A 26,711-nucleotide genomic window follows, 5' to 3' on the forward strand; every position below is an offset into this window, starting at 1 on the left:
ATGAAATTTTCACGTTCGGCAAAAGCGAAAGCAAAAACAAAGTCAAATGCCAAACTACGCAAGCCTGAAGAAAAAACAGGATTTGTGAGTTGGCGTTTTGCGTTGCTTTGCGGTGGTATTGGTATCGCTTTAGCCGCGCTATTAATCCGTGTTGCCTATTTACAGATTATTAACCCCGATCCCCTTATTCGTGAAGGGGATATGCGTTCTCTACGTGTACAAAAAGTACCGACAGCAAGAGGCATGATCAGCGATAGAATGGGGAGGCCTCTTGCCGTTAGCGTGCCTGTTTTTGCCATTTGGGCAGATCCTAAAGTTGTATTAGATGCTAATCCCGATATGACAGATTCTCGTTGGTTAGCACTTGCTGATGCACTGAAAATGCCAGTGAATCACATCGAGCAAAAAATTGTCGCAACGCCTTCCGCTCGTTTTATCTACTTGGCTCGCCAAGTGAACCCTGAAATTAGTGATTATATTAGTAAACTAAAAATCACTGGGATTAATATGCGCCAAGAATCAAAACGCTATTATCCATCAGGCGAAGTAACTGCTCACATCATCGGTGTAACAAATATTGATGGTGATGGTATTGAAGGTGTTGAAAAAAGCTTTAACCAGTGGCTGACAGGTGCTCCTGGTGAGCGTGTTGTTCGTAAAGATGGTTTTAACCGTGTTATCGAGAATATCGCTCAAACAGACAGCCAAGCTGCTCATAACCTGATGTTAAGTATCGATGAACGTCTGCAATCTGTGGTTTATCGCGAATTAACCAATGCGGTTATTAAGAATAAAGCAGAGTCGGGAACCGCTGTTTTAGTTGATGTAAATACCGGTGAAGTGCTGGCGATGGCTAACAGCCCATCGTACAACCCAAATAATTTAACGGGAACGCCTAAAGATGCGATGCGTAATCGTGCTATCACCGATATTTTTGAACCAGGTTCTACCGTAAAACCGATGGTTGTGATGAGTGCGCTCCACAATCATATTATTAAAGAAAATAGTGTTATTAATACCGTTCCTTATCGTATTAGCGGGCATCAGATAAAAGATGTGGCGTTATATCATGAGCTTTCGATAACAGGAATATTACAGAAATCGAGTAACGTTGGTGTTTCAAGACTGGCGTTAGCGATGCCTGCATCTGAACTTGTGGATGTTTATTCACGATTTGGATTCGGGAAGCCAACTAACTTGGGGCTAGTTGGCGAAAGTAGTGGCATATTTCCAATAAAAAAACAACGGTGGTCCGATCTTGAAAGGGCCACCTTCTCTTTCGGATATGGGCTAATGGTAACGCCGTTACAGTTAGCGCGTGTCTACGCAACGATTGGTAGTTTTGGTATTTACCGTCCTCTTTCTATTACAAAAGTTGACCCTCCAGTACCGGGAACTCGCGTATTCCCCGAGCCTGTGATGAGAACCGTCGTTCATATGATGGAAAGCGTTGCATTGCCCGGTGGCGGCGGTGTGAGTGCTGCAATTAAAGGTTATCGTGTTGCGATTAAAACAGGAACAGCGAAGAAAGTAGGGCCAGACGGAAAATATATCAATCAATATATCTCTTATGCGGCGGGTGTTGCTCCAGCAAGTCGCCCTCGTTTTGCATTGGTTGTCGTAATCAATGAACCCAAAGCAGGGAAGTACTATGGTGGGGCAGTTTCTGCACCGGTGTTTGGCGCGATCATGGGCGCGGTTTTACGCACAATGAACGTAGAACCTGACGCATTGACGCCAGACGATAAAAATGAATTTGTAATTAAAAAAGAAGAGGATACAAGTGGCCGATCCTAACTTAAGTGACCTATTAGGGGCACTCGGGATACAAGCACCGTCATTGATGCTCAAAGACATGACACTCGATAGCCGAAAAGCGGCGAGCGGTGATCTTTTTATCGCCATCAAAGGTCATGAAACTGATGGTAGACGCTATATTCCTCAAGCAATTGCTCAAGGTGTTTCGGCGGTATTAGCGGAAGCACAAGATGTTGCAACGCATGGTGAAATCCGTGAAAGTCACGGTATTCCAGTTATTTACATTGATAATCTTAATGCAGAATTATCAAAGTTAGCGGGACATTTTTATCATCAACCTGCGGAAAAACTGAAACTGATTGGTGTTACTGGGACTAATGGAAAAACGACAACAACACAATTGTTAGCACAGTGGGCACAAGGTTTAGGTGAAACAAGTGCTGTGATGGGAACAGTAGGTAACGGACTTTTAGGTCATGTTGTTCCTGCGATGAACACCACAGGATCTGCGGTTGATATTCAATTAGAGTTACAGCAATTATTAAATCAAGGCGCGACATTGACCGCTATGGAAGTTTCTTCTCATGGTTTAGTTCAAGGTCGTGTGAGTGCATTGCCTTTTGTGGCGAGTGTATTTACGAATTTAAGTCGTGATCATCTTGATTACCATGGTGATATGGCTAACTACGAAGAAGCAAAATGGTTACTGTTTTCCACTCATTGCAGTGGTGAAAAAATCATCAATGCGGATGATGCCGTTGGTCAAAAATGGTTATCTCGTTTACCTGACGCTGTTGCCGTGACAATGGAAAATAAATTGCCACAGAATTGGCAAGGCCGTTTTGTTAAAACAACCCAGATTAATTATCATGATGCGGGTGCAACCATTCACTTTAGTTCTAGCTGGGGTGATGGTGAAATTGAAAGCCCATTAATGGGGGCATTTAATGTTAGTAATCTTTTATGCGCTTTAGCGACATTATTAGCACTTGAATATCCATTAGATGCGGTTATTAAAGCGTCATCTTCACTCACACCTGTTTGTGGCCGCATGGAAGTATTTAGTGCGGATAATCGCCCTACGGTTATTGTCGATTATGCTCATACTCCAGATGCTTTAGAGAAAGCACTTCAAGCTGCTCGTTTACACTGCACAGGTAAACTATGGTGTGTATTTGGTTGTGGCGGAGATAGAGACAAAGGTAAGCGCCCACTAATGGGAGCAGTCGCAGAAGAGCTGGCTGATAAAGTTGTTATCACCGATGACAATCCTCGTAGTGAAGAGCCTCAAGCAATTATCCAAGATATTCTTTCGGGTTTAATGGATCCTGGTCGTGCGATTGCTATTGAAGGTCGGGCTGAAGCGGTTACTAACGTGATTATGCAAGCAGATACCAATGATATGATTTTAGTCGCAGGTAAAGGGCATGAGGATTATCAGTTGGTTGGCTCGCGTCGTCTCGATTATTCAGACAGATTAACCGTTGCTCGGTTATTGGGGGTGATAGCGTGATCCCTCTGTCTTTAGGAAATATTGCACAAATTAGCAAAGGCACATTGAGCCATCTCGCTCAAAGCCAAGCGGATCAACTTATCATCAAATCGATTTCAACAGATAGTCGTAAAATTGATGAAGATTGCCTGTTTATTGCATTAGCGGGTGAGCGTTTTGATGCTCATGATTTTATTGCTGATGTAAAAGAAAAGGGCGCCGTTGCGGTTTTAGTTAATCGTGAGATTGATGTTGATTGTCCGCAAATCATTGTGAAAGATACCCATCTAGCAATGGGCGAAATTGCAGCACATATTCGTTCGCTAAGCCACGCCAAGATTGTTGCGTTGACAGGCTCTTCTGGAAAAACCTCCGTTAAAGAGATGACCGCTTCTATTTTGCGTCACAGTGGCGAAACCTTATATACCCATGGCAATTTAAATAACGATATTGGCGTACCTTTAACGCTTTTTCGTTTAACGCCAGAACACCGTTTTGCGGTTATCGAATTAGGTGCAAACCATATCGGTGAAATCGCTTATACCGTAAATATGGTAAAACCAGATAGTGCATTGGTAAATAATCTCTTTTCTGCACATATTGAAGGTTTCGGTTCACTGGAAGGGATTGCTCAGGCAAAAGGTGAAATCTTTACCCACTTAAAAGAGCAAGGTACAGCCATTATTAATCTGGATAGTAATGACTTACCTCTGTGGAAACACCATTTGAATGCGCGCCAAACGCAATGGTCATTCTCTTTATCAGCACAAGGTAAAGCCGATTTTTATCCATCAGATATCACGGTTAAGCAATTCATCACAAACTTCACCTTACACACACCAGAAGGTTGTGTAGAAGTCACTCTTCCATTACCGGGTCGTCATAACATTGCGAATGCTTTAGCGGCAAGTGCGCTTGCGCTATCTGCTGGGGCGACGCTTGAAGATATTCGCCTTGGTTTATCGACATTAAAAGCCGTACCAGGAAGATTGTACCCTGTTGAATTAACAGCAGGAAAAATGGTGTTAGATGATACTTACAATGCTAACGATGGTTCGATGATCGCAGGCTTACAGGTTTTGTCTCAATTACCGGGATATAAGATTTTTGTCGCAGGTGATATGGCTGAATTAGGTAAAGATTCAGAAAAATGTCACCGTGATGTGGGGCGTTTTGCACACGATGTAGGTATTGATAGCGTATTTACCGTAGGACATCACAGCCATTTTATTAGTGATGAAAATCAAGGTGGTCAGCATTTTGCATTTAAAGCCGACTTACTTACTCAATTAATTCCATTATTACAGCAGCATGATGTTGTTTCAGTTTTAGTAAAAGGTTCACGAAGCTCCGCGATGGAAGATATCGTGAACGCATTAAAGGAGTGCTTTGAATGTTAGTTTGGCTAGCCGAATATTTGGTTAAATACCATACATTTTTTAATGTGTTTTCTTATCTGACATTCAGGGCGATTGTTGGCTTATTGACGGCATTAATTATTGCGTTGTGGATGGGACCTCATCTGATTGCATGGTTACAAAAAATGCAAATCGGGCAAGTGGTTCGTAGCGAAGGGCCAGAGTCTCACTTTAGCAAACGCGGTACGCCAACAATGGGCGGGATTATGATCCTGTTCTCTATATCCATCTCCACACTACTATGGGCAAGATTAGATAACCCCTATGTTTGGTGTGTATTACTGGTTTTAATTGGTTACGGCGTGATTGGTTTTGTTGATGATTATCGCAAAGTAGTTCGTAAAGACACAAAAGGCTTAATTGCTCGCTGGAAATATTTCTGGCAGTCCGTACTCGCACTTGTTGTGGCATTTAGTATGTACGCAATTGGTAAAGATACGCCAGCAACACAGCTAGTCGTTCCATTCTTTAAAGATGTTATGCCTCAATTAGGTATGCTCTACATTTTATTGGCTTACTTTGTGATTGTGGGTACCAGTAACGCTGTGAACTTGACAGATGGTTTAGATGGTTTAGCTATTATGCCAACAGTATTTGTTGCTGCGGGCTTTGCATTAGTTGCATGGGCAACAGGTAACGTTAATTTCGCCAGTTATTTGAAAATTCCTTACTTAATGCATGCGGGCGAATTGGTGATTGTCTGTACCGCGATAGTTGGCGCTGGTTTAGGTTTTCTTTGGTTTAACACTTACCCAGCACAGGTCTTTATGGGCGATGTTGGTTCACTTGCATTAGGTGGCGCATTAGGGACTATCGCAGTGTTATTACGCCAAGAGTTCTTATTAGTGATTATGGGGGGTGTGTTTGTTGTTGAAACACTCTCCGTTATTTTACAAGTCGGTTCATTTAAGTTGCGTGGTCAACGTATTTTCCGTATGGCTCCAATTCATCACCATTATGAATTAAAAGGCTGGCCTGAACCTCGTGTTATTGTCCGTTTCTGGATCATCTCACTGATGTTAGTGCTTATTGGTCTGGCGACATTAAAGGTGCGTTAAGATGGCAAATTATCAGGGAAAAAAAGTGGTTGTTGTTGGGCTTGGGATAACAGGCCTTTCTTGCGTTGACTTTTTTATCCGCCAAGGTGTTACACCTAAGGTTATTGATACACGCCAAAAACCAGGAGGCTTAGATAAGCTTCCTGTTGACGTTGAATATCATACAGGTAGTTTTCATCAAGCATGGCTTAACGATGCTGATTTAATTATCTCAAGTCCGGGTATTGCACTTTCGACACCGGAGCTTGTTGAAGCCGCAAATCATGGTGTTGAAATTGTTGGTGATATTGAACTGTTTTGCCGTGAAGCCAAAGCGCCTATTGTAGCGATTACGGGCTCTAACGGTAAAAGTACCGTGACAACGCTTGTGGGTGAAATGGCAAGCGCGGATGGTATTCGTGTTGGAGTCGGTGGCAATATTGGTGTTCCAGCTCTGACCTTATTAACCGAGCCTTATGATTTATATGTATTAGAGCTATCGAGTTTTCAACTAGAAACGACTTATAGCTTACAAGCCGCTGCTGCAACGGTATTAAATATTAGCGAAGATCATATGAATCGCTATCCGTTAGGATTAGAACAATATCGTGAAGCAAAACTGCGTATTTACGATAATGCTAAAACCTGTGTTTATAACGAAGATGATGCATTAACGCTACCTTTAGCGGGTAAAGATAATCGTTGTGTTAGTTTTGGTGTTGGACAAGGTGATTATCAGCTTGATAACACAAATCGCATTTTAAAAGTGAAAGGTGAAAAAGTCCTTTCAACGGCTGAAATGTACCTTTCAGGACAGCATAACTATACCAATGCATTAGCCGCATTAGCTCTTGCTGATGCTGTGGGTATTTCTCGTAAAGCTGCAACCGAGGTACTGAAAACGTATCACGGTCTTGCTCACCGTTTTCAATTAGTTTATTCACATCAAAATGTACGTTGGATAAATGACTCGAAAGCCACCAATGTGGGAAGCACTGAAGCGGCATTACGAGGACTTGAAGTTGAGGGCACACTACATCTTTTATTAGGTGGTGATGGGAAATCTGCTGACTTCACTTCTTTATTGCCTTATATCAGTGGAGATAATATTCGTCTGTACTGTTTTGGACAAGATGGACACGCATTGGCAAATCTACGACCAGATGTCTCTTTATTAACAGTGACAATGGAAGAAGCCATGCGGGCTTTAGCTCCTTCTGTAAAATCAGGGGATATGGTGTTGCTCTCCCCTGCATGTGCAAGCTTAGATCAGTTTAAATGTTTTGAGCAGCGTGGTGATGAATTTGCACGTTTAGCAAGGGAGCTTGGCTGATGAGCGTATTCGCAATGCGAAGATTAAAACAGTGGCTAGTGGGCAGTTATCAAACTGAGAATACGGCATTTGTACCGTATGATCGCACTTTGCTCTGGTTTACTTTCGGATTAGCGGTTGTCGGCTTTGTTATGGTGACATCAGCTTCAATGCCTGTTGGTCAACGTCTTGCAGAAGATCCTTTCTTATTTGCTAAACGTGATGGCATCTATATTGTTGTCGCATTTTGTATTGCGTTAGTCACCATGCGCATTCCAATGGCAATTTGGCAACGTTATAGCAGCTTAATGCTGTTTGGTTCGATATTACTTTTATTAGTGGTATTGGGGGTAGGGAGTTCCGTTAATGGTGCTTCACGCTGGATTGCGGTGGGACCATTAAATTTCCAGCCTGCTGAATTATCAAAACTTGCGCTGTTTTGTTATTTATCGAGCTATTTAGTCCGAAAAGTTGAAGAAGTCAGAAATAACTTTTGGGGTTTCTGTAAGCCGATGGGCGTGATGTTAGTACTGGCCGTTTTATTGTTATTACAACCAGACTTAGGAACCGTTGTGGTTTTATTCGTAACAACATTAGCGCTGTTATTTTTAGCGGGTGCTAAAATTTGGCAGTTCTTAGCCATTATCGGTTCAGGAATTGCCGCTGTTGTTATGTTGATTATTGTTGAACCTTACCGTGTTCGACGTATCACTTCTTTCTTAGAACCTTGGGAAGATCCATTTGGAAGCGGTTATCAGCTTACACAATCTCTAATGGCATTTGGTCGTGGTGATTTGCTTGGACAAGGTTTAGGAAACTCAGTACAAAAACTAGAATATTTGCCAGAGGCACATACCGACTTTATTTTCTCCATTTTGGCTGAAGAACTTGGTTATATCGGTGTGGTTTTGGTGCTTTTAATGGTATTCTTCATCGCTTTTCGCGCGATGCAAATTGGACGACGTGCGCTGATCCTCGATCAACGTTTTTCAGGCTTTTTAGCTTGTTCTATCGGGATCTGGTTTACATTCCAATCATTGGTGAATGTAGGCGCAGCAGCAGGCATGTTGCCGACAAAGGGATTAACCCTTCCTCTTATTAGTTACGGTGGTTCGAGTTTGATTATTATGTCAACGGCTATCGTGATGTTATTACGAATTGATTATGAAACACGTCTAGCACAAGCTCAGGCGTTTGTAAGGAGCCCGAAATGAGCGAGCGTAGACGCCGTTTAATGGTTATGGCTGGTGGCACTGGGGGACATGTATTCCCAGGTCTGGCTGTTGCTCATTATCTACAATCTCAAGGTTGGGAAATCCGATGGTTAGGAACGGCAGATAGAATGGAAGCCGATTTAGTTCCTAAGCACGGTATCGAAATTGAATTTATTCGTATCTCAGGTTTACGTGGAAAAGGTATTAAAGCATTAATCGCAGCACCTATTCGTATTATTAAAGCGATTTTTCAAGCTCGTGCCATTATGAAGCGCTATCAGCCAGATGCTGTACTTGGTATGGGTGGTTACGTTTCAGGTCCTGGTGGTGTTGCCGCTTGGATGTGCGGGATACCCGTTATTTTGCATGAGCAAAATGGTATCGCTGGATTAACCAATCGCTGGTTATCGAAAATTGCGAAACGTGTATTACAGGCTTTTCCGGGGGCATTTCCTAAAGCACCAGTTGTTGGAAACCCTGTTCGTGAAGATGTATTGGCACTTGAAGCGCCTTCAGTACGATTAAAAGAGAGAACAGGGCCTATTCGTGTACTGATCATTGGTGGTAGCCAAGGTGCTAGAATTTTAAATCACACCTTACCCGTAGTTGCAGGTTTACTAGGTGAACATGTTACAATCTGGCATCAAGCAGGAAAAGGTGGCGAAAGTGATACAAAAACACGCTATCAGAACGAATTAGCAAAAAATTCAGTTAAATCTGAATATAAAGTTACTGAATTTATTGATGATATAGCGCAAGCTTACCAATGGGCTGATGTTGTTGTGTGTCGTTCAGGTGCATTAACGGTCAGCGAGATTGCCGCAGCGGGATTACCCGCTATTTTTGTTCCTTTCCAGCACAAAGATAGACAGCAATATTGGAATGCACTGCCGTTAGAAAAAGCGGGTGCAGCGCGTATTATTGAGCAAAACGATTTAACTCCAGAAGTCATTGCACAAACCCTGAAAAATTGGGATAGAGAAACCTTGTTAGCAATGGCAGAGAAAGCAAAAAGTGTTGCGATTACGGATGCCACAGAGCGCGTAGCGAATGTGATAATCGAAGTGGCAAAAAAATAAACGTAACTTGTAACCATTAACGTAGAGTGAAGAAGTAAATAGTGAATACACAACAACTGGCAAAATTAAGATCATTTGTGCCTGAAATGAGAAAAGTTAGGCATATTCACTTTATTGGCATCGGTGGTGCTGGTATGGGGGGGATTGCCGAAGTGTTGGCTAACGAAGGTTATGAAATCAGCGGTTCTGATTTAGCACCAAACGTAGTCACACAACAGCTCGTTGCCTTAGGCGCGACAGTCTATTTTAATCATCGCCCTGAAAATATTCGTGGCGCAAGTGTTGTTGTGGTTTCGACAGCAATCAGTGCTGAAAATCCTGAGATTATTGCAGCAAGAGAAGCGCGTATCCCTGTTATTCGTCGTGCTGAAATGCTGGCCGAATTGATGCGTTATCGTCATGGTGTTGCGATTGCCGGAACACATGGCAAAACGACAACAACAGCGATGATTTCAAATATTTATGCGCAAGCGGGTTTAGATCCTACTTTTGTTAATGGTGGGCTTGTTAAATCGGCTGGCACTCATGCTCGCTTAGGTTGCAGTCGTTATTTAATTGCTGAAGCTGATGAAAGTGATGCATCGTTTTTACATTTACAACCCATGGTTGCTGTCGTTACGAATATCGAAGCAGACCATATGGACACATATCACGGTAATTTTGACAATCTAAAAGAGACGTTTATTACCTTTTTGCACAATTTACCATTCTATGGTCGTGCAGTGATGTGTCTGGATGACGATGTCATTCGCTCTATTATTCCTAAAGTGGGTCGCTATATTACGACTTATGGCTTTAGTGAAGATGCTGACGTTCGTATTACACATTATGAACAAAAAGGTGCTCAGGGCTTTTTCACTATTTCTCGTGAAGGTATGCCAGATTTACAAGTTGTATTAAATGCACCAGGTCGCCATAACGCACTGAATGCGACAGCTGCGGTTGCTGTAGCCACAGAAGAAGGCATTGCTGACGAACATATTTTAGCCGCATTACTTAACTTCCAAGGTACTGGACGTCGTTTTGATTTCTTAGGTAACTACGGTCTTGAGCATGTTAATGGTCAAGAAGGTGAAGTGATGCTAGTGGATGATTATGGTCATCATCCAACAGAAGTTGATGCAACGATTAAAGCGGCGAGAGCGGGATGGCCAGATAAACGCCTAGTGATGATTTTCCAACCTCATCGCTATACACGTACTCGCGATTTATATGAAGACTTTGCCACTGTTCTCAATCAGGTTGATATTTTATTATTAACAGATGTTTATTCTGCTGGGGAAGCGCCTATTGCAGGTGCCGATAGTCGCTCACTTTGTCGAACAATTCGCCAACGTGGGAAGCTAGATCCTATCTGGGTTTCTGATGTGACTAATATTTCATCAATATTGGCAGGTGTATTAACAGATAATGATCTTGTTTTAGTTCAAGGTGCTGGAAATATTGGTAAAATAGCGCGTCGCTTAGCAGATACGAAATTACAACCATCTTTCAGCGAGGATTAAGACGGATGTTTGAGCAAGTGAACATCATTTATGGTGAAATGGTCAATAAAGTAACTGTAATGATGGCGTGTTATGAGGAAAATAACACTGTATTAGCGAAAAAAATGATCGAGAATTCGCTTGCTCAAATCTGTGTTGAGAAAAAATTTCAGTTAAAAAGTAAGAAAAACGCGGAAAAATTCGCAATTTCTTCTTTTAAAGTAAATAATTCTCAACAGATTGAACAATTTAGTGATTTAATTATCAAACCTAAAAGTGTTCATAAAGTATATATATGTAGGAAAAGTATTAATCGCTGGAATATCGGACAAAAGAATGGGCGATTCTCTTGTTTAAACGTTGCTCAGGAGTTAGTGGGTTAATATGTCACAAGCAGCGCTAAATATAAAAGAACACAAAGAGAAGCAACATTCTGACAGACCGAGTAATGGTACTTATTTATCAGGATTAATCTTTTTCTTATGTGTGATTGCCACCATCATTTGGGGTGGAATACAAGTGGTTAACTGGATGAAAGACGCAAATCGTCTGCCAATCTCAAAACTTGTATTAACGGGTGAGCGACATTACACAACGAATGATGATGTACGTCAGGCCATTTTGTCTTTAGGACAGCCGGGTACATTTATGACACAGGATGTGAATATTATTCAGCAACAAATTGAACGTATGCCATGGATTAGGCAAGTCACTGTTCGTAAACAGTGGCCTGATGAACTTAAAATCCATCTGGTAGAGTATGTTCCCTTTACCCGTTGGAATGACACTTACTTTCTTGATAAAGAAGGACGCGTTTTCAGTCTGCCAACGCAGTTGGAAACCAAAGGAAGTTATCCTTTGTTATATGGTCCTCAAGGAAGCGAAAAAATGGTGTTGTCAGGTTATGTGGCAATGAGAGATCAGCTTCTTGCAAGTAACCTGAATTTAAAAGCAGCGTCAATGTCTGCCCGTCAAGGATGGCAATTAGTTTTAGACAATGATGTCCGATTGGAGTTAGGTCGTAAGGATAACGAAAAACGGATCGCTCGCTTTATTGAGTTGTATCCGATACTGCAACAACAAACAGATAAACGAGTTGATTACGTGGATCTGCGTTATGACAGTGGTGGTGCAGTCGGATGGGCTCCTTTATTACTTGATAATGAATAAACAAGACGTGGCAGATGACACGATGAAGGCGAAGGCAGAACAATAATGATCAAAGCGACGGACAGAAAATTAGTAGTTGGTCTTGAGATTGGTACGGCCAAAGTAGCCACCCTTGTCGGTGAGATCCTGCCTGATGGTGTAGTGAATATTATTGGGGTGGGAAGTTGTCCATCTCGGGGCATGGATAAAGGTGGCGTTAATGATCTCGAATCCGTCGTAAAATGTGTACAACGGGCGGTAGATCAGGCTGAGCTAATGGCTGACTGCCAAATATCTTCAGTATATTTGGCGTTATCAGGCAAGCATATCAGTTGCCAAAATGAGATTGGTATGGTGCCAATTTCGGAAGAAGAAGTGACTCAAGATGATGTTGATAGCGTGGTTCATACCGCGAAATCCGTCAAAGTAAAAGATGAACATCGTGTTTTACACGTTATACCGCAAGAGTATGCCATTGATTATCAAGAAGGGATCAAAAACCCAGTTGGATTATCGGGTGTGCGTATGCAGGCTAAAGTTCATTTAATTACCTGCCATAACGATATGGCAAAGAATATTGTAAAAGCAGTTGAACGCTGTGGGTTAAAAGTGGATCAACTGATTTTTGCGGGACTGGCTTCAAGTTTTGCTGTATTGACCGAAGATGAACGTGAATTAGGTGTGTGTGTTGTTGATATTGGTGGCGGTACAATGGATATCGCAATTTATACCGGTGGAGCATTAAGGCATACTCGCGTTATTCCTTATGCTGGCAATGTAGTAACAAGTGATATCGCTTACGCGTTTGGCACTCCGCCAAATGATGCCGAAGCTATCAAGGTTCGTCATGGTTGTGCATTAGGCTCTTTAGTTGGTAAAGATGAAAATGTCGAAGTTCCAAGTGTCGGAGGCAGACCACCAAGAAGTCTGCAACGACAAACTCTTGCTGAGGTGATTGAGCCTCGTTATACCGAACTGCTCAATCTTGTTAATGAAGAGATTTTAAAAGTTCAAGAACAGTTACGCCAGCAAGGGATTAAGCATCATTTAGCCGCAGGTATTGTGCTAACAGGTGGTGCTGCACAGATTGATGGACTTGTTGAATGTGCTCAACGTGTTTTCCACACGCAAGTACGGATCGGTAAACCGTTAAATATTACCGGGCTAACAGATTATGCGCAGGATCCCTATTACTCAACAGCGGTTGGGCTCTTGCATTACGGTAAAGAATCTCACTTTGGTGAGGAAACTGAAACCGAGAAACGCTCTGCTGTCAGTGGTTTATTTAAAAAACTCACTGGTTGGCTAAAAAGAGAGTTTTAATAATCAGACAAATTTAAAAAGAGGTCGTTTGAGCAAGCGGCCCTGAGAAGGCACAAAACGGAGAGAAATTATGTTTGAACCTATGGAATTAACCAACGATGCGGTGATCAAAGTCATCGGCGTTGGTGGCGGCGGCGGTAATGCGGTTGAGCACATGGTTCGTGAACGTATTGAAGGCGTAGATTTCTTTGCAGTCAATACGGATGCTCAAGCGCTACGTAAAACAGCGGTCGGACAGACTATCCAAATCGGTAATGCCATTACGAAAGGCTTAGGTGCAGGTGCAAATCCTGAAGTAGGCCGTAATGCAGCAGAGGAAGACCGCGAAGGGTTACGTGCAGCACTTGAAGGTGCCGATATGGTCTTTATCGCAGCAGGTATGGGCGGTGGTACTGGTACTGGTGCTGCGCCTGTTGTTGCAGAAGTGGCTAAAGAATTAGGCATTTTGACCGTTGCTGTAGTGACTAAGCCTTTTAATTTTGAAGGCAAAAAACGTATGGCATTTGCGGAACAAGGTATTACTGAGTTATCAAAACATGTTGACTCATTAATCACTATTCCAAATGACAAGTTATTAAAAGTACTTGGTCGTGGAATTTCATTATTAGATGCGTTCGGCGCAGCTAATGATGTATTAAAAGGCGCAGTTCAAGGTATAGCTGAGCTAATCACTCGCCCAGGTTTAATGAACGTTGACTTTGCTGACGTAAGAACTGTGATGTCTGAAATGGGTTATGCCATGATGGGATCGGGTGCTGCGAAAGGCGAAGATCGTGCTGAAGAAGCAGCAGAAATGGCGATTTCAAGTCCATTATTGGAAGACATCGACTTATCTGGCGCGCGTGGTGTGTTAGTCAACATCACAGCAGGTTTTGACTTACGTCTTGATGAATTTGAAACAGTGGGTAATACCATTCGTGCATTTGCATCAGATAATGCGACTGTGGTTATCGGTACATCCCTTGACCCAGAAATGAATGATGAATTGCGTGTGACTGTGGTTGCAACAGGTATTGGTATGGACAAACGTCCAGAAATTACGCTGGTAACTAATAAACAGAATCAGCAAAGCGCAATGGAGAATCGTTACCAGCAAATGCAAAATAGCATGTCTTCTTTCTCTGCTGTAGAAGAAAGCAAGCCTGCCGCAAAAGCCGTTAACGAACAATCTACTCAGGCAAACAAAGAACCAGATTATTTAGATATCCCTGCGTTCCTGAGAAAACAGGCTGATTAATCGCCAAAAAGATTGGCATCTCCGCTTTTTGTGCTAAACTGTCCTGCCAATTATAAGTATAATGATTGGTAGGACGGATAACATTGCGAGATAAAATGATGATCAAACAACGGACATTAAAACGAATTGTACAAGCAACCGGTGTGGGACTTCACACGGGTAAAAAAGTTACGCTTACAATGCGTCCGGCGCCAGCAAATACTGGGGTCATCTACCGTCGTACTGACTTAAATCCACCGGTGGATTTTCCAGCAGACGCAAAATCAGTTCGTGACACTATGTTATGTACTTGCTTAGTCAACGAAGACGATGTGCGTATATCAACCGTTGAGCATTTAAATGCAGCACTGGCTGGTTTAGGCATTGATAATATCGTAATTGAAGTGAATGCACCTGAAATTCCAATTATGGATGGAAGTGCGGCACCTTTTGTTTTCTTGTTACTTGATGCAGGTATCGAAGAGCTTCGTACTGCGAAGAAATTCATTCGCATCAAAGAAACAGTACGTGTAGAAGATGGCGATAAATGGGCAGAGATGCGTCCATACAACGGGTTTAAATTAGATTTTACTATCGATTTTAATCATCCAGCCATTGATGCAAGTACACAGCGTTATAAATTAGATTTTTCCGCTGAATCTTTTATGAGCCAAATTAGCCGTGCTCGTACATTTGGATTTATGCGTGATATCGAATATCTACAATCTAAAGGATTGTGTTTGGGCGGAAGCTTCGATTGTGCAATCGTAGTTGATGACTATCGTGTTCTCAACGACGATGGCTTACGTTTTGAAGATGAATTTGTTCGTCACAAAATGTTGGATGCAATCGGTGATTTATTTATGTGTGGCTATAACATTATCGGTGAATTCACCGCGTTTAAATCAGGTCATGCACTGAACAATAAATTGCTCCAAGCTGTATTAGCGAAAGAATCTGCGTGGGAATTCGTCACATTTGAAGACGAAGCGCAAATGCCAGTGGCATTCAAAGCCCCCTCAATGGTCTTTGCTTAATTCCTGCGAAGGAAAGCGCGTTAATTATCTCTAATTAACGTTCATCTTTGGCTGTACTTGTACTCTCTCCGGCAAGTGCAGCCAACCGTTCTAATCTCTCTCTTAATTTCTTTGGACTTTTCTCAGCTAAATACTTCAATGATTGCGCACTTTCTAAACTTAAGTGACGTTTCTTTTTAGGCTCTTGTTCTTTTAATGATGATATTAAAGATCTTTTTTCCTGTTTTACGCCTAAAGACGGATTTATTTTGATGTCTATTGAGGATAAGGATGGTAAAATTTCTTGTCTCAATGCGGAAAGTAATGACGGGGTTTCATAACGTAAACGAGTTAACCAACTTGCGTTTGCAACTTCAATAATTAAAATAGCATTACGATAATTTGCGACACGGCACTTATCTCGTAAAGGAACGGGTAAAAGAGCCATGACGGCACGATTTAATTTTAGTAAAATCGTTGCGCGCTGTTGTATAAGTTGTAGTGTACTCTTGTTGGAACCTTCAAGTTCAATGAAGATTTTTTCCAATGATTGTGGGTAACTATCCCGCATAGATTTTGACTCCACAAAATAAAGATTAATGAGCAACGAAGGTTAATGAGTATTATAAGTTTTTGGCGACAGTTTGGCAGGCGATATTTTTGGTCGCATCTGCTTTTAGGGATGGTAGCAGCAGGTATCGGAATACCTTCGCTGTTGTCTGCTCATGCCGAAAATCCACAGCAAACAGATACTCCTTCTTCTCAAAACCGTCAAAGCCAGGCAATTATTGCGTTTGATAACTTATTCTTACGTCAAAGTGTACAGAATCCTGCCTCATCCTTCACCTTTAATTACTGGCAACAGCATGCAGTAAAAAATGTGATCAAACAGCTCTCTTTTGCATTCACCATTAATTCACCCGAATTGATGGTTAAAGCCAAAGATGAACCGTTACCTGCTTCTAATGTTGCAGCGGTTATGCTTGATACGCTGTATGCCTTATTAACAGAGACTCCATCATCGGCACTAAGCCTCCTCCCTCTTTCTGGCTATGTTTTAGTACAGAATAAAATTTCCTATCATACCGGATTATGGCTTGCACAAATCCGTGGTATTCGCGCAGGGCCTTACCTAACAGCTTAATTGAGTCACTTAATCTAATAAGATTATGATTATCTCTGTTTATCAATAAAAACAGAGGCTGTTTTCGGCGTTTCACGCCATAAATGAGAATAAAGATTTATGTTAGGTAAAATTGTAACCAAAATTTTTGGTAGTCGTAATGATCGTTCAATCCGCCGTATGCGCAAGGTTGTTGCTGAAATTAATAAACTAGAGCCAGAATTTGAAAAGCTGACAGATGATGAGCTAAAAGCGAAAACGGATGAATTCCGTGAGCGCTTAAAAAATGGTGAGAAAGAAGAAGATATTTTACCAGAAGCGTTTGCAACAGTGCGTGAAGCCAGTAAACGTGTTTTTGGTATGCGTCACTTCGACGTACAGTTAATCGGTGGTATGGTTCTGAATGAACGTTGTATTGCAGAAATGCGTACGGGTGAAGGTAAAACATTAACCGCAACATTACCTGCGTACTTAAATGCGCTATCAGGTAAAGGCGTTCACGTTGTTACCGTCAATGACTATTTGGCACAGCGTGATGCCGAAAACAACCGTCCTTTGTTTGAATTCTTAGGATTAAGCGTTGGTATCAACTTACCAAATATGGCGCCACCAGTAAAACGTGAAGCTTATAATGCTGATATCACTTATGGTACGAACAATGAATTTGGTTTCGACTACCTACGTGACAACATGGCATTTAGTCCACAAGAACGTGTTCAACGCAAATTACACTATGCATTAGTGGATGAGGTTGACTCAATCTTGATCGATGAAGCACGTACACCACTGATCATTTCAGGTCCAGCAGAAGACAGTTCTGAGCTTTATATCCAAATGAATAAAATCATTCCTCATTTGGTTTCTCAAGAAAAAGAAGACTCAGATACATTCCAAGGTGAAGGCGATTACTCTGTTGATGAAAAAACACGTCAAGTGAATATCACAGAACGCGGTCTAGTTAAAATTGAAGGTTTATTAGCAGATGCTGGCATGATGAAAGAAGGGGAGTCTTTATACTCACCGGCTAATATTATGTTAATGCACCATGTAACAGCGGCATTGCGTGCTCACGCACTGTTTACCAAAGATGTTGATTACATTGTTAAAGATGGCGAAGTTATCATTGTTGACGAACATACAGGTCGTACAATGCAAGGTCGTCGTTGGTCTGATGGTTTACACCAAGCTGTTGAAGCAAAAGAAGGTGTGAAGATCCAAAATGAAAACCAGACATTAGCGTCAATCACATTCCAAAATTATTTCCGTTTATACGAAAAATTAGCAGGGATGACGGGTACTGCGGATACAGAAGCGTTTGAATTTAACTCTATCTATCGCTTAGAAACAATTGTTATCCCAACTAACCGCCCAATGGTACGTAAAGATCTGCCTGACTTAGTCTATATGAATGAGCAAGGTAAATTTGCAGCCATTATTGAAGATATTCGTGAACGTACTCAAAATGGTCAGCCTGTTCTTGTCGGTACCATTTCAATTGAAAAATCAGAAGAGATTTCTAAAGCGCTGACTAAAGCGAATGTTCACCATAACGTGCTGAATGCGAAATTCCACGCAATGGAAGCGGATATTATTGCTAACGCAGGTTTACCTTCAGCGGTAACTATCGCAACTAACATGGCAGGTCGTGGTACCGATATCGTGTTAGGGGGTAGCTGGCAAACTGAAGTGGCTAAACTGGAAGAGCCAACAGAAGAAAAAATTGAAGAAATCAAAGCTAAATGGAAAGAGCGCCATGATGCAGTATTAGCATCAGGTGGTTTACATATCATAGGTACTGAGCGTCACGAATCTCGCCGTATTGATAACCAGTTACGTGGTCGTGCGGGTCGTCAAGGGGATGAAGGTTCTTCTCGTTTCTATTTATCTATGGAAGACTCCTTAATGCGTATTTTTGCTTCAGACAAAGTGTCTGGCATGATGCGTAAATTAGGGATGAATGAAACCGAAGCGATTGAGCACCCTTGGGTAACCAAAGCAATTGCAAACGCACAGCGTAAAGTAGAAAACCGCAACTTTGATATTCGTAAGCAACTGCTTGAATATGATGATGTGGCAAATGATCAGCGTCGTGCAATCTATACTCAGCGTAATGAATTACTGGATGTGGCAGACGTAAGTGAAACTATCGATAGTATTCGCCAAGACGTTTTCACTTCGATGATTGATAACTATATTCCACCTCAATCACTAGAAGAAATGTGGGATATTGACGGCTTAACGGCATGTTTACAAAAAGACTTTGATTTAAATTTACCAATCAAAGAGTGGTTAGATAAAGAACCAGAATTACACGAAGAAACATTACGTGAGCGTATTTTAGAAAAATCTATCGAAGTCTATAAAGCGAAAGAAGAGATCGTTAGTGCTGAAATGATGCGTAACTTTGAAAAAGGCGTGATGTTACAAACGCTAGACTCACTGTGGAAAGAGCACTTGGCAGCAATGGATTATTTACGTCAAGGTATCCACTTACGTGGTTATGCACAAAAAGATCCAAAACAAGAGTACAAACGTGAATCGTTCGCTATGTTTGCTAACATGTTGGAATCACTGAAATATGAAGTGATCAGCACACTAAGCAAAGTACAAGTTCGTTTACCTGAAGAAGTTGAAGAGTTAGAACGTCGTCGTCGTGAAGAAGCCGAGCGTTTAGCTAAACAACAACAATTAAGCCATGAAGTGACAAAAGAATCTCAAATGTCAGCAATCGATGGTCAAGTTGCTGCAGGTAAAAAAGTGGGTCGTAATGAGCCATGCCCTTGTGGATCAGGTAAGAAATATAAGCATTGTCATGGCCAATTAGGTTAATTTATTTTTCATAATAATAGCTGTGTAATGTACTGATTAGAAAAAGATCCACTTAGTCATAAGTGGGTCTTTTTTATCGATTACTGATCGTACTTTACGTTCTATTTTGAAACGAACACATAAAAAACCCCACTTTATTATCCTAATAAGTGGGGTTTGGTTTACAAAAGAATAGGCATTACTCTTTTATAGGGTGTCTATTATTTTTCAGAAATAGACGATTTTGTGTTTACCGTTTCATTCACTTTAATAGGTGATTTTAATGATAAGTCACCACCTGCAAGTTGTTTCACTAAATCAACAGCAGATGATTTCAGATCAAGATCTGCACCTGCTTCATATTGATGACCTTCAATATTGTTTAATTGAACGTTGCTACCGCCTAAATCAACCTGACCTTGCTCACTTTTAATTTCAGCACCTGTAAGTTTAGTTGTACCACTTACATTTAATGAAATGTCATTTTTGCTTGTTAAGGTTGTGGTTTGGGTAACGGCATCATTATCAATATGAGAAACTTTGATATCCGCATTCGCCGTATGGCCTTCAGCACCTGTTACGATATTTTTGATGCCATTGCCCACTGTACCAACGCCTTTATCAATTTTGGCTTTTGTTTCGCCACTGATACCGGTTTTATCTGCGATAGTTGAAGAGAGTGAGTTGTATTTATCAGAGATAACATCAGTTGCAGATTTAATACCTGAATCAATAGTTTCTTTGATCGTATTTTCTAATAGTGATCCACCTGCTTTAGCTGTTTTATCAACTTGGCTAGATTTAGGATCATTATTGTGGTTGTAACCGACATTTACACCAACAGTAACGTGACGATCGCTGTCTTTTTGGCTTGTCACTGTAAAGTCACCGCCCACATTACCTGTCACATTATCCGCAGAAACATTGGCACCAGAAAGAGCAAGGTTTTTGTCGCTATTTACAGTTAATGTGCCTGTTTCTACTGAAACATTTTGGTGTGTGGATTTTTGTTGATCTTCAACGTTTACTAAGACTTTGCCACCAATATTATGGATAGAGGTTGCTGGGTTTTCTTCAGTCACTTCTTTTGGCGTCGTATTAGTTTGTTTGCCATTTAAAGAGATATCAGTACCCCAATTATTTTTGTAATCAGTGGATTGTGTCGAAGTCAGGGTAGTATCACCAGATTGAGAGGTTAATTGCGTATCTTTGCTATTAACTTTAGTACCTTGAAGATTAACGGAACTACCGTTAACGGTTAAATTGCCTTGGTTAGCAATTATTCCACCTTCACGAGAGACCGTTTTCTCATCTTGCTTACCAATAGCAAATTCAGCGCCACCCAAGCCATTGACAGAAGATGATTTCTCTCCTGTTTTTTGACCGAAGCCCGCTTGTAATCCACCAGATAAGTTTTTACCTGTTTCAGTACGTTGAGATTCTGTTGCTTGGAAATCAACTTTGTTAGTTGCTGTCAGAGCAACATCATTTTCGCTGGTTAAATGAGTACCTTGTAAAGTCAGATTATGACCTGAATTTAACTCAATACCTTGAGAGCCATTCACTGAACCTGCTTTCGCTGTTGTCTGATCTTTTTGATGAGTAGCACCACCTGCGTTAAAACCGCCACCGTAATCTTTGCTGTCTGGTGTTGTACCTACTTTAAGGTTTGCGCTACCATTCACGTTATGTTGGCTTTCAGAGTGAGTATCTGTTGCTTGTGCCAGTGTTAAATCACCGCCAGCATTGATCACCGTTTTGCCATCTTGAGCATCAAACTTAGCGCCTTCATAATGTGCATCTTCACGTACATTAATATTGATATTACCGGCTGAATTAAACTGGCTACCATTAGCTTTCGTTGTGGTTAAGCTTGTATCTGTGGTTTTACCTTCGCCTTTAATGGCAACGGTAATATCACTCCCTGTTTTCGTGCTGACACCAACTTGACCACCACCTGTTGTTTCATGGAAAGACTCTTGGTGTTTGTTTTGAGCCGCTTCACTGGTGTGAGTATTTGCGGTTAGTGATACATCACCTTGTGTTGATTGGTAATGAGTACCTTGGTCACGTAAGTTGTTATTACTGTCAGAATTGATTTTACCCGCAGTAATTGATGTTGAAACCGCTTGGCTATCGCTTTGTGATTTCTGGCTACCGCCACCTTTAATACCGACTTCAACACCGACATTAGGTGCTTCTAGGTTACTTAAGTTAGCAAGATTACTAATGGCATCTTTAAAAGTAACTTTTTTATCCATATCGGTATTGTTACCTGGTTTTGTGGTATCAATTCCATCTTCTACTGCTTTTTTAATCGGTTTAGTCACACCACTGTAATCAAGATTAACACCCACATCGACACCGATATTTAAGGTATCTGTTTTAGATGTTGCACTGTCATTTGCCGCAAGATGATTAATATTTTCGCCTGATTCTTTATATGAACCGTCAACTTTGTGTGATGCACCTTGATGCGTTACATTATTGTTCGCAGTAATGGTTAAATCACCTGCAACTTGAGTTTCACTACCTTTATTTTTGGTGATCTCAGTTGTTGTATGCTGTTTATCATATTGAAAATCAGCTTTAGAGCCCACTTTATCAACACCACCTGTGTAGCTAAAGCCACCTGAAATGATTCTATCTGTGCTGTCTGTTTCTTTTTTGTTTTCTGTTGAAACAAAAGCAACATTGTCACCAGAAACAGAGGCATTACCTGCGGTTGTTTTTAAATCAGAACCTGCAAAAGTGACATCTTTATCCGCTTGAACTTTAACACTGCCACCACTAATAGTAGATCCTACTTGTTCGGTTTCAGTGCTATTGTTTTTATTGGATGTATGAGTAATATGAAAACCTGCGCTATATTGCTTGTCTTCAACTTCTTTAGCATGACCAGTGATCTCTAATGATGTTTTTTCATCATTAATTTTTGTGGTCTGCTGTGCAGATTTAACGTTGATATCACCTAAAGATTCAATGCCTAACTCATCAGCACTTTTAATCAAGCTACCAATAACATTGACATCTTTCCCACTGATCACGGTTAATTGTGCATCAGAAACTAATTCACTACCGGTTGAAACTTGTTGATTAGTTTCATTTTTATGGGAATTCTTAGTAATATTAAAGGCTGTGCCTGTACGCTCATCAGTTTTAGTGATGGTTTCGCTAATCGCATTATCAATAACAACATCACCTTGGGTTGTGTTAACAAAAGCCCCTTGGTTGCCTTTCACTTGGCTACCCGTGATTTTGACATTGTTATCTGCCGTAAGTAACAGTTGTCCGTCAGCCGTTAATTGTGTTGAATGGCTAACTTCTTGTTTGTTGTTATTATTCTTATTATTACCACCGCCGATACCCCCCCAAACAACATGATTGTTGGTTACTGTTTTATCATTGTTGGTATTTTGAATATTAAGATTGATGTTCTCTTTAGCGTTAACGACAACATTCTCATTAGAATGTAATTTTGCACCTTGAGCGGTAATAGAGCCTTCAGCATTTAAGCCCAGCGTTTTACCTGCGGTCAGTTCACTCGCTTTTAAGGTTTCTGTTTGATGGCTATTGCTCCAGCTACCTGTTTCTAAACGAGAAGTATGGTTACGTTTATAGCCGTTTTCACTGCGACTTTCTTTTTCAATTAATCCATTGATATTAATATCTTTATTGGCATTAATTGCCAGCGTGTTACCTGCATTAACTTTGGCACCTTCAAGTGTTACATCACCTTTAGTTGCTGTTAATGTTGCACTATTTTTGGCATCAATATGGCTACCAACTTGCTGTACTAGCTCTTTTTCTTTAGTGACATCATATTGCCAAGAATAGAACCAACGATTGTCAGTATCTGTGTCTTTTTGTTGTAACTGTTTGCCATCAACAGTTAAATGAGCCCCTTGTAATAAAATATCATCACCCATTAAATCAGAGGCTTTGATTTGGTTTTTATTATCAGCGACTAAAGTGATGTTTTTACCTTTTAACTCTGTTTTTGTCAGAGTCTGGCTTGAACCACTGTTATTAACCGCGATACCACCACGGTAATTTTGATAGTTTTCACTACCATCTTTGTCGTAACTGTCATAACGAACTTGGCTATCCGTTTGAATATTGTCTGCTCTGACACTTAATTCGTTATCAGCAACAAATTTACCTGTTAATTTAACACCACTTCCTTCTGCGGTATTAATGATGCGGATACGACCCGATTGCATACTTCCAAAGAAATAGCTATCTAAGGCAGAAGCGGGTTTTTGTGATGAAAGAATATCAAAACGTTGAGAGAAGGTATTTTGACCCGTTAATGCAGAAATCTCTGCTGCTGTTATTTTACCTCGGCTATCAATGCGAGGTGCAATTAAATCTAAAAGGCCGGGCGCATATAATCCGTTTTTACCAATAGAAAGTAAATTTGTATTATTAAGCGTGCTATAACCTTTTAACTCACCGTTTTCAAACAGTGGGTTACCTACAACTAAAGAAGAGCGGCTGGTATTGATAAAACCACAACCATCACAGGTGATACCATTTGGATTAGAAAGTACATATTCCGCAGCGATACCAAAAACTTCTTGCTGGCCTAATAAGAACGAAGGATTACGACTAACAACTTCATTTAAAATTAAAGAAGCGGCTTGTCCATTTAAGTTACTGTTGGCATTTAGCTGTCCAGCAAGCTGTGATTGTCCTGCCTCTAAAGAGTTGTTAAAAACAGCTCCTAGTTTACCTACATTAAAATCTTGATATTGGTTATGAGAGATACCTTCGTTATTTGGTGTAACGATATTAATGACTTGAGTGCCACCATTAACTGATGAAACATTCGGTCCTTGATTGCCCGCATCAGGAACAATACCGCCAGCATATGCATTTAGTGATACGAAAATAATCGCTAAAGATGCAGCAAGCCTACCCGAAGGAGAGAGCTTGAAGTTTTTTGATTTCATAGAGTTTTCTCCGTTTATTGCTATGAGTGTGAATCAAAATAAGTATGAAAATCTAACTAACACTTGAGTAGGGTCTTTGGTTTTATTGGAATTCGTTTGGTTGTAAAGCAAATGCCCCTTGGCAACTTCAATATCGAACTGTGCTTTTTGATATTGGAGGTTTAAGCCCGAACTTAGCCCATAGCCACTACGCCATCCTTCATAGTTACCATGTTGTTGAACACGACCAGCATCAAGACCAATTCGAGGGGTGATTGAAAATGTGTTTATCCGATAAGGATAAGAAAGCGTATTGCGCAAATAGCCGCCGTTATCGCCAGAAAGTGTGCTTTGATCAAAGCCACGGATTGCGTTTTTATCCGTTAAACTAAGCCATTCCACACCCGGTAAGGTGTCGGGGCTATATTGACCAAAGAAGGCGCTATTGAATAAAAATGTAGAATTCGATATAGAAAAACGATGTTGCCAATTGGCAAAAAGCTTAACTTTTGTAAAGCGATAGTCATTACTATTGCCATTAGCAATACGAGGTGACTCATCTGCACCAAACCAACCAATGGCTTTCTCAGCACTTAAATTAACGCTGATAACACCACTTGGAACAATGTGTAAATGGTTGATGCCTAGCTCTACCGTTGTAAGTGCAGGGCTACTTAGATCAAGGCGGATTTGGCTGAAATAGTTACGTATTCGTTTATGTGTTACCTGTATATTTAAGGTATCAATCTGTTTTTGACTACGATAAAAAGCGTAATCGCCCCTTAAACCAACTTGTGTGGTATCACCAGATAAACGTACGGTACGTGTTTGTAATGCTTGATGAAATTCATACTCGGAATAGCTACCAAAAGTACTGAATGTCAATGCACCATAAGGTAAAGAATAGAGTAGGGTGTAAGCACGATTAAAACGTGTATTGGGATTATCAGTGGTAATGCTGGCATTTAAGCTAACAAAATCAGATAACCCTAATGGGCTGTCTAAGCTTGCATTCGTTCTAACTAACCAGCGCCCTGAGTTTTTTTGCCCATAATTATCACTTGAAATATTTAGGTGCCACGGTTCTTGTCGCTGATTGGTGAGCTGAATAATAGAGCCACCTAATTGCGTACCAGGCAATATATCTAGTTTAACTTTATTCGATTGTAAGCGATTTGCTTGATCGAGCCCTTGATCCAATTTTGAAAGTTTAAGAGGCTCTCCTTCAATATGAGGGAAAAGTAATGCGGTATTAACGCCTCTATCGCCACCTTCTATTTTTTCAATAAAACCTTCAATAACATACAACCCAAGTTGCTGCTCTTGATTCGGACGTAAAAATTGGACTCTGGCTGTGATATAACCATGTTGAAGATAGCGTTGGGTTAATTCTTTAATTAAACGGTTAACGTCAGCACTTTTTATACATTGCTCTGGTAATGATGTTAAGGAATCAAGATCTTTTTCATTAAGTAAAGTAACTCCTTGAACATAAACCCCATTAATAGGCAAACAATGTTCTGATTCAGTAATAAGTGTGGGGGTAGGTGGAACCTCTAATACATTTTCTTGAAGTTGTTGATAGCGATTTTGTTCAATAAGTTGATTTATTTCACGTTGGCTATCTTGTAATGCGCGCCGCGATTCTCCCATCGAGCCTAAATAACCGGCGTCATTTGCTGTTAATCCACTGGTTGAAAAACCACTTAATAGTGTTAATAAAATAACTTTTTTTCTCATTTTACCTCAATATAAAGGTATTAATTCAAATATAAATAATATTGCTTAAATATAGAAAGATAATAATTAATGTTTTTATATTATCGTTAATTTTAGAATAATAAATACCGGCTACTCTCAATATGAAAAGAAATTAAAAATCGACGAAATAAAGATAAATTTTTATTTCTTTCGCTATTAAATAGCGACATAACTAAAATGATTGATATCTCAAATAGCATTACTTAAACAAATGATTCATTTAAATGGTGTCTAGTGTATTGATTTTCATGGTTATAATCTTTCATGTTATTTTTTCTTCTTGCCTAAACTACCATCGATTCAGCTATGTTAATTACAATTTTTTCATTTTTTATAAAGAGAAAACAAATAATGAGAGGAGATTCGAAGATATAAAAAAAGCAGAATGCTAATTAGCTTTTCATTTGTTGTTTGGAAGTTTATTAATGTTTTATTCTGGAATAAATATTTCATGAATTATTATTTCATTTTAATGAATAAAATGATTAGCAAGAAAGTAAAAAGATTAGGATTTTATTGTTAAATCATTAATCATGATAAAAAGTATGGTTATTTAAATGCAACTTTCATTCTGTGAAAATGCAATG

The 26,711-nt window shown here is 40.4% G+C and carries 18 protein-coding genes; 15 read left to right on the top strand and 3 right to left on the bottom strand.

Going from position 1 to position 26,711, the window contains the following annotated elements:
* The 13 genes from ftsI to lpxC all read left to right on the top strand — a co-directional run bounded on the left by ftsI (window position 1) and on the right by lpxC (window position 15,519).
* On the top strand, window positions 1–1,797 hold the full coding sequence (gene ftsI, locus ABN212_RS04885) for a peptidoglycan glycosyltransferase FtsI (RefSeq protein WP_109371150.1): 1,797 nt from the start codon (window positions 1–3) through the stop codon (window positions 1,795–1,797).
* Complete coding sequence (gene murE / locus ABN212_RS04890) at window positions 1,784–3,271, top strand: UDP-N-acetylmuramoyl-L-alanyl-D-glutamate--2,6-diaminopimelate ligase (protein WP_196533378.1); 1,488 nt, start codon at window positions 1,784–1,786, stop codon at window positions 3,269–3,271. Before ftsI ends, murE begins: the two co-directional genes overlap by 14 nt.
* Window positions 3,268–4,650, top strand: a complete 1,383-nt coding sequence (gene murF / locus ABN212_RS04895; RefSeq protein WP_349442963.1) for a UDP-N-acetylmuramoyl-tripeptide--D-alanyl-D-alanine ligase — start codon at window positions 3,268–3,270, stop codon at window positions 4,648–4,650. The genes murE and murF overlap by 4 nt, the downstream gene beginning before the upstream one ends.
* A complete protein-coding gene (mraY, locus tag ABN212_RS04900) occupies window positions 4,644–5,726 on the top strand; it encodes a phospho-N-acetylmuramoyl-pentapeptide-transferase (RefSeq protein WP_023581493.1) in 1,083 nt (360 codons plus the stop codon). The genes murF and mraY overlap by 7 nt, the downstream gene beginning before the upstream one ends.
* Window position 5,727: 1 nt before the next feature.
* Window positions 5,728–7,038 carry a UDP-N-acetylmuramoyl-L-alanine--D-glutamate ligase gene (gene murD, locus ABN212_RS04905; protein ID WP_198620830.1) on the top strand — a complete coding sequence of 437 codons (1,311 nt, stop codon included), beginning with the start codon at window positions 5,728–5,730 and terminating at the stop codon, window positions 7,036–7,038.
* Window positions 7,038–8,231 carry a cell division protein FtsW gene (gene ftsW, locus ABN212_RS04910; protein WP_196533381.1) on the top strand — a complete coding sequence of 398 codons (1,194 nt, stop codon included), beginning with the start codon at window positions 7,038–7,040 and terminating at the stop codon, window positions 8,229–8,231. Before murD ends, ftsW begins: the two co-directional genes overlap by 1 nt.
* A complete protein-coding gene (gene murG, locus ABN212_RS04915) occupies window positions 8,228–9,310 on the top strand; it encodes an undecaprenyldiphospho-muramoylpentapeptide beta-N-acetylglucosaminyltransferase (RefSeq protein ID WP_109392863.1) in 1,083 nt (360 codons plus the stop codon). Before ftsW ends, murG begins: the two co-directional genes overlap by 4 nt.
* A gap of 41 nt (window positions 9,311–9,351) precedes the next feature.
* Window positions 9,352–10,815: a UDP-N-acetylmuramate--L-alanine ligase gene (gene murC, locus ABN212_RS04920; protein ID WP_160230585.1), complete on the top strand. Its 1,464-nt coding sequence runs from the start codon at window positions 9,352–9,354 to the stop codon at window positions 10,813–10,815.
* Window positions 10,816–10,820: 5 nt separating this feature from the next.
* Window positions 10,821–11,177, top strand: coding sequence for a hypothetical protein (locus ABN212_RS04925; RefSeq protein WP_198625859.1), 357 nt, complete (start codon window positions 10,821–10,823; stop codon window positions 11,175–11,177).
* A 1-nt stretch (window position 11,178) separates the two neighbouring features.
* Window positions 11,179–11,964, top strand: coding sequence for a cell division protein FtsQ (gene ftsQ / locus ABN212_RS04930; protein ID WP_198620826.1), 786 nt, complete (start codon window positions 11,179–11,181; stop codon window positions 11,962–11,964).
* Window positions 11,965–12,009: 45 nt separating this feature from the next.
* Entirely contained in the window at window positions 12,010–13,266 is a 1,257-nt protein-coding gene (gene ftsA / locus ABN212_RS04935; RefSeq protein WP_006533748.1) for a cell division protein FtsA, read from the top strand.
* A gap of 70 nt (window positions 13,267–13,336) precedes the next feature.
* Window positions 13,337–14,503, top strand: coding sequence for a cell division protein FtsZ (ftsZ, locus tag ABN212_RS04940; RefSeq protein WP_023581499.1), 1,167 nt, complete (start codon window positions 13,337–13,339; stop codon window positions 14,501–14,503).
* Window positions 14,504–14,601: 98 nt separating this feature from the next.
* Window positions 14,602–15,519 (top strand): UDP-3-O-acyl-N-acetylglucosamine deacetylase, encoded by a 918-nt coding sequence (gene lpxC / locus ABN212_RS04945; RefSeq protein WP_036913397.1) that lies wholly within the window; start codon window positions 14,602–14,604, stop codon window positions 15,517–15,519.
* Window positions 15,520–15,553: 34 nt separating this feature from the next.
* On the opposite strand, the gene ABN212_RS04950 is transcribed toward lpxC, so the two are convergent.
* Window positions 15,554–16,069, bottom strand: a complete 516-nt coding sequence (locus ABN212_RS04950) for a DUF721 domain-containing protein (protein WP_109371134.1) — start codon at window positions 16,067–16,069, stop codon at window positions 15,554–15,556.
* Window positions 16,070–16,114: 45 nt separating this feature from the next.
* Between ABN212_RS04950 and secM the strand changes: the two genes are divergently transcribed.
* Window positions 16,115–16,642, top strand: a complete 528-nt coding sequence (gene secM, locus ABN212_RS04955; protein ID WP_198620825.1) for a secA translation cis-regulator SecM — start codon at window positions 16,115–16,117, stop codon at window positions 16,640–16,642.
* Window positions 16,643–16,741: 99 nt separating this feature from the next.
* Window positions 16,742–19,450 carry a preprotein translocase subunit SecA gene (gene secA / locus ABN212_RS04960; protein WP_198620824.1) on the top strand — a complete coding sequence of 903 codons (2,709 nt, stop codon included), beginning with the start codon at window positions 16,742–16,744 and terminating at the stop codon, window positions 19,448–19,450.
* Between the two features lie 200 nt (window positions 19,451–19,650).
* Here the strand turns inward: secA and hpmA are convergent, their stop codons facing one another.
* Window positions 19,651–24,384: a calcium-independent hemolysin HpmA gene (gene hpmA / locus ABN212_RS04965; RefSeq protein ID WP_349442964.1), complete on the bottom strand. Its 4,734-nt coding sequence runs from the start codon at window positions 24,382–24,384 to the stop codon at window positions 19,651–19,653.
* A gap of 33 nt (window positions 24,385–24,417) precedes the next feature.
* Complete coding sequence (locus ABN212_RS04970) at window positions 24,418–26,103, bottom strand: ShlB/FhaC/HecB family hemolysin secretion/activation protein (RefSeq protein ID WP_349442965.1); 1,686 nt, start codon at window positions 26,101–26,103, stop codon at window positions 24,418–24,420.
* Between the last annotated feature and the right edge of the window lie 608 nt (window positions 26,104–26,711).

The organism is Proteus genomosp. 6 (genome assembly GCF_040139785.1).
Classification (GTDB): domain Bacteria; phylum Pseudomonadota; class Gammaproteobacteria; order Enterobacterales; family Enterobacteriaceae; genus Proteus.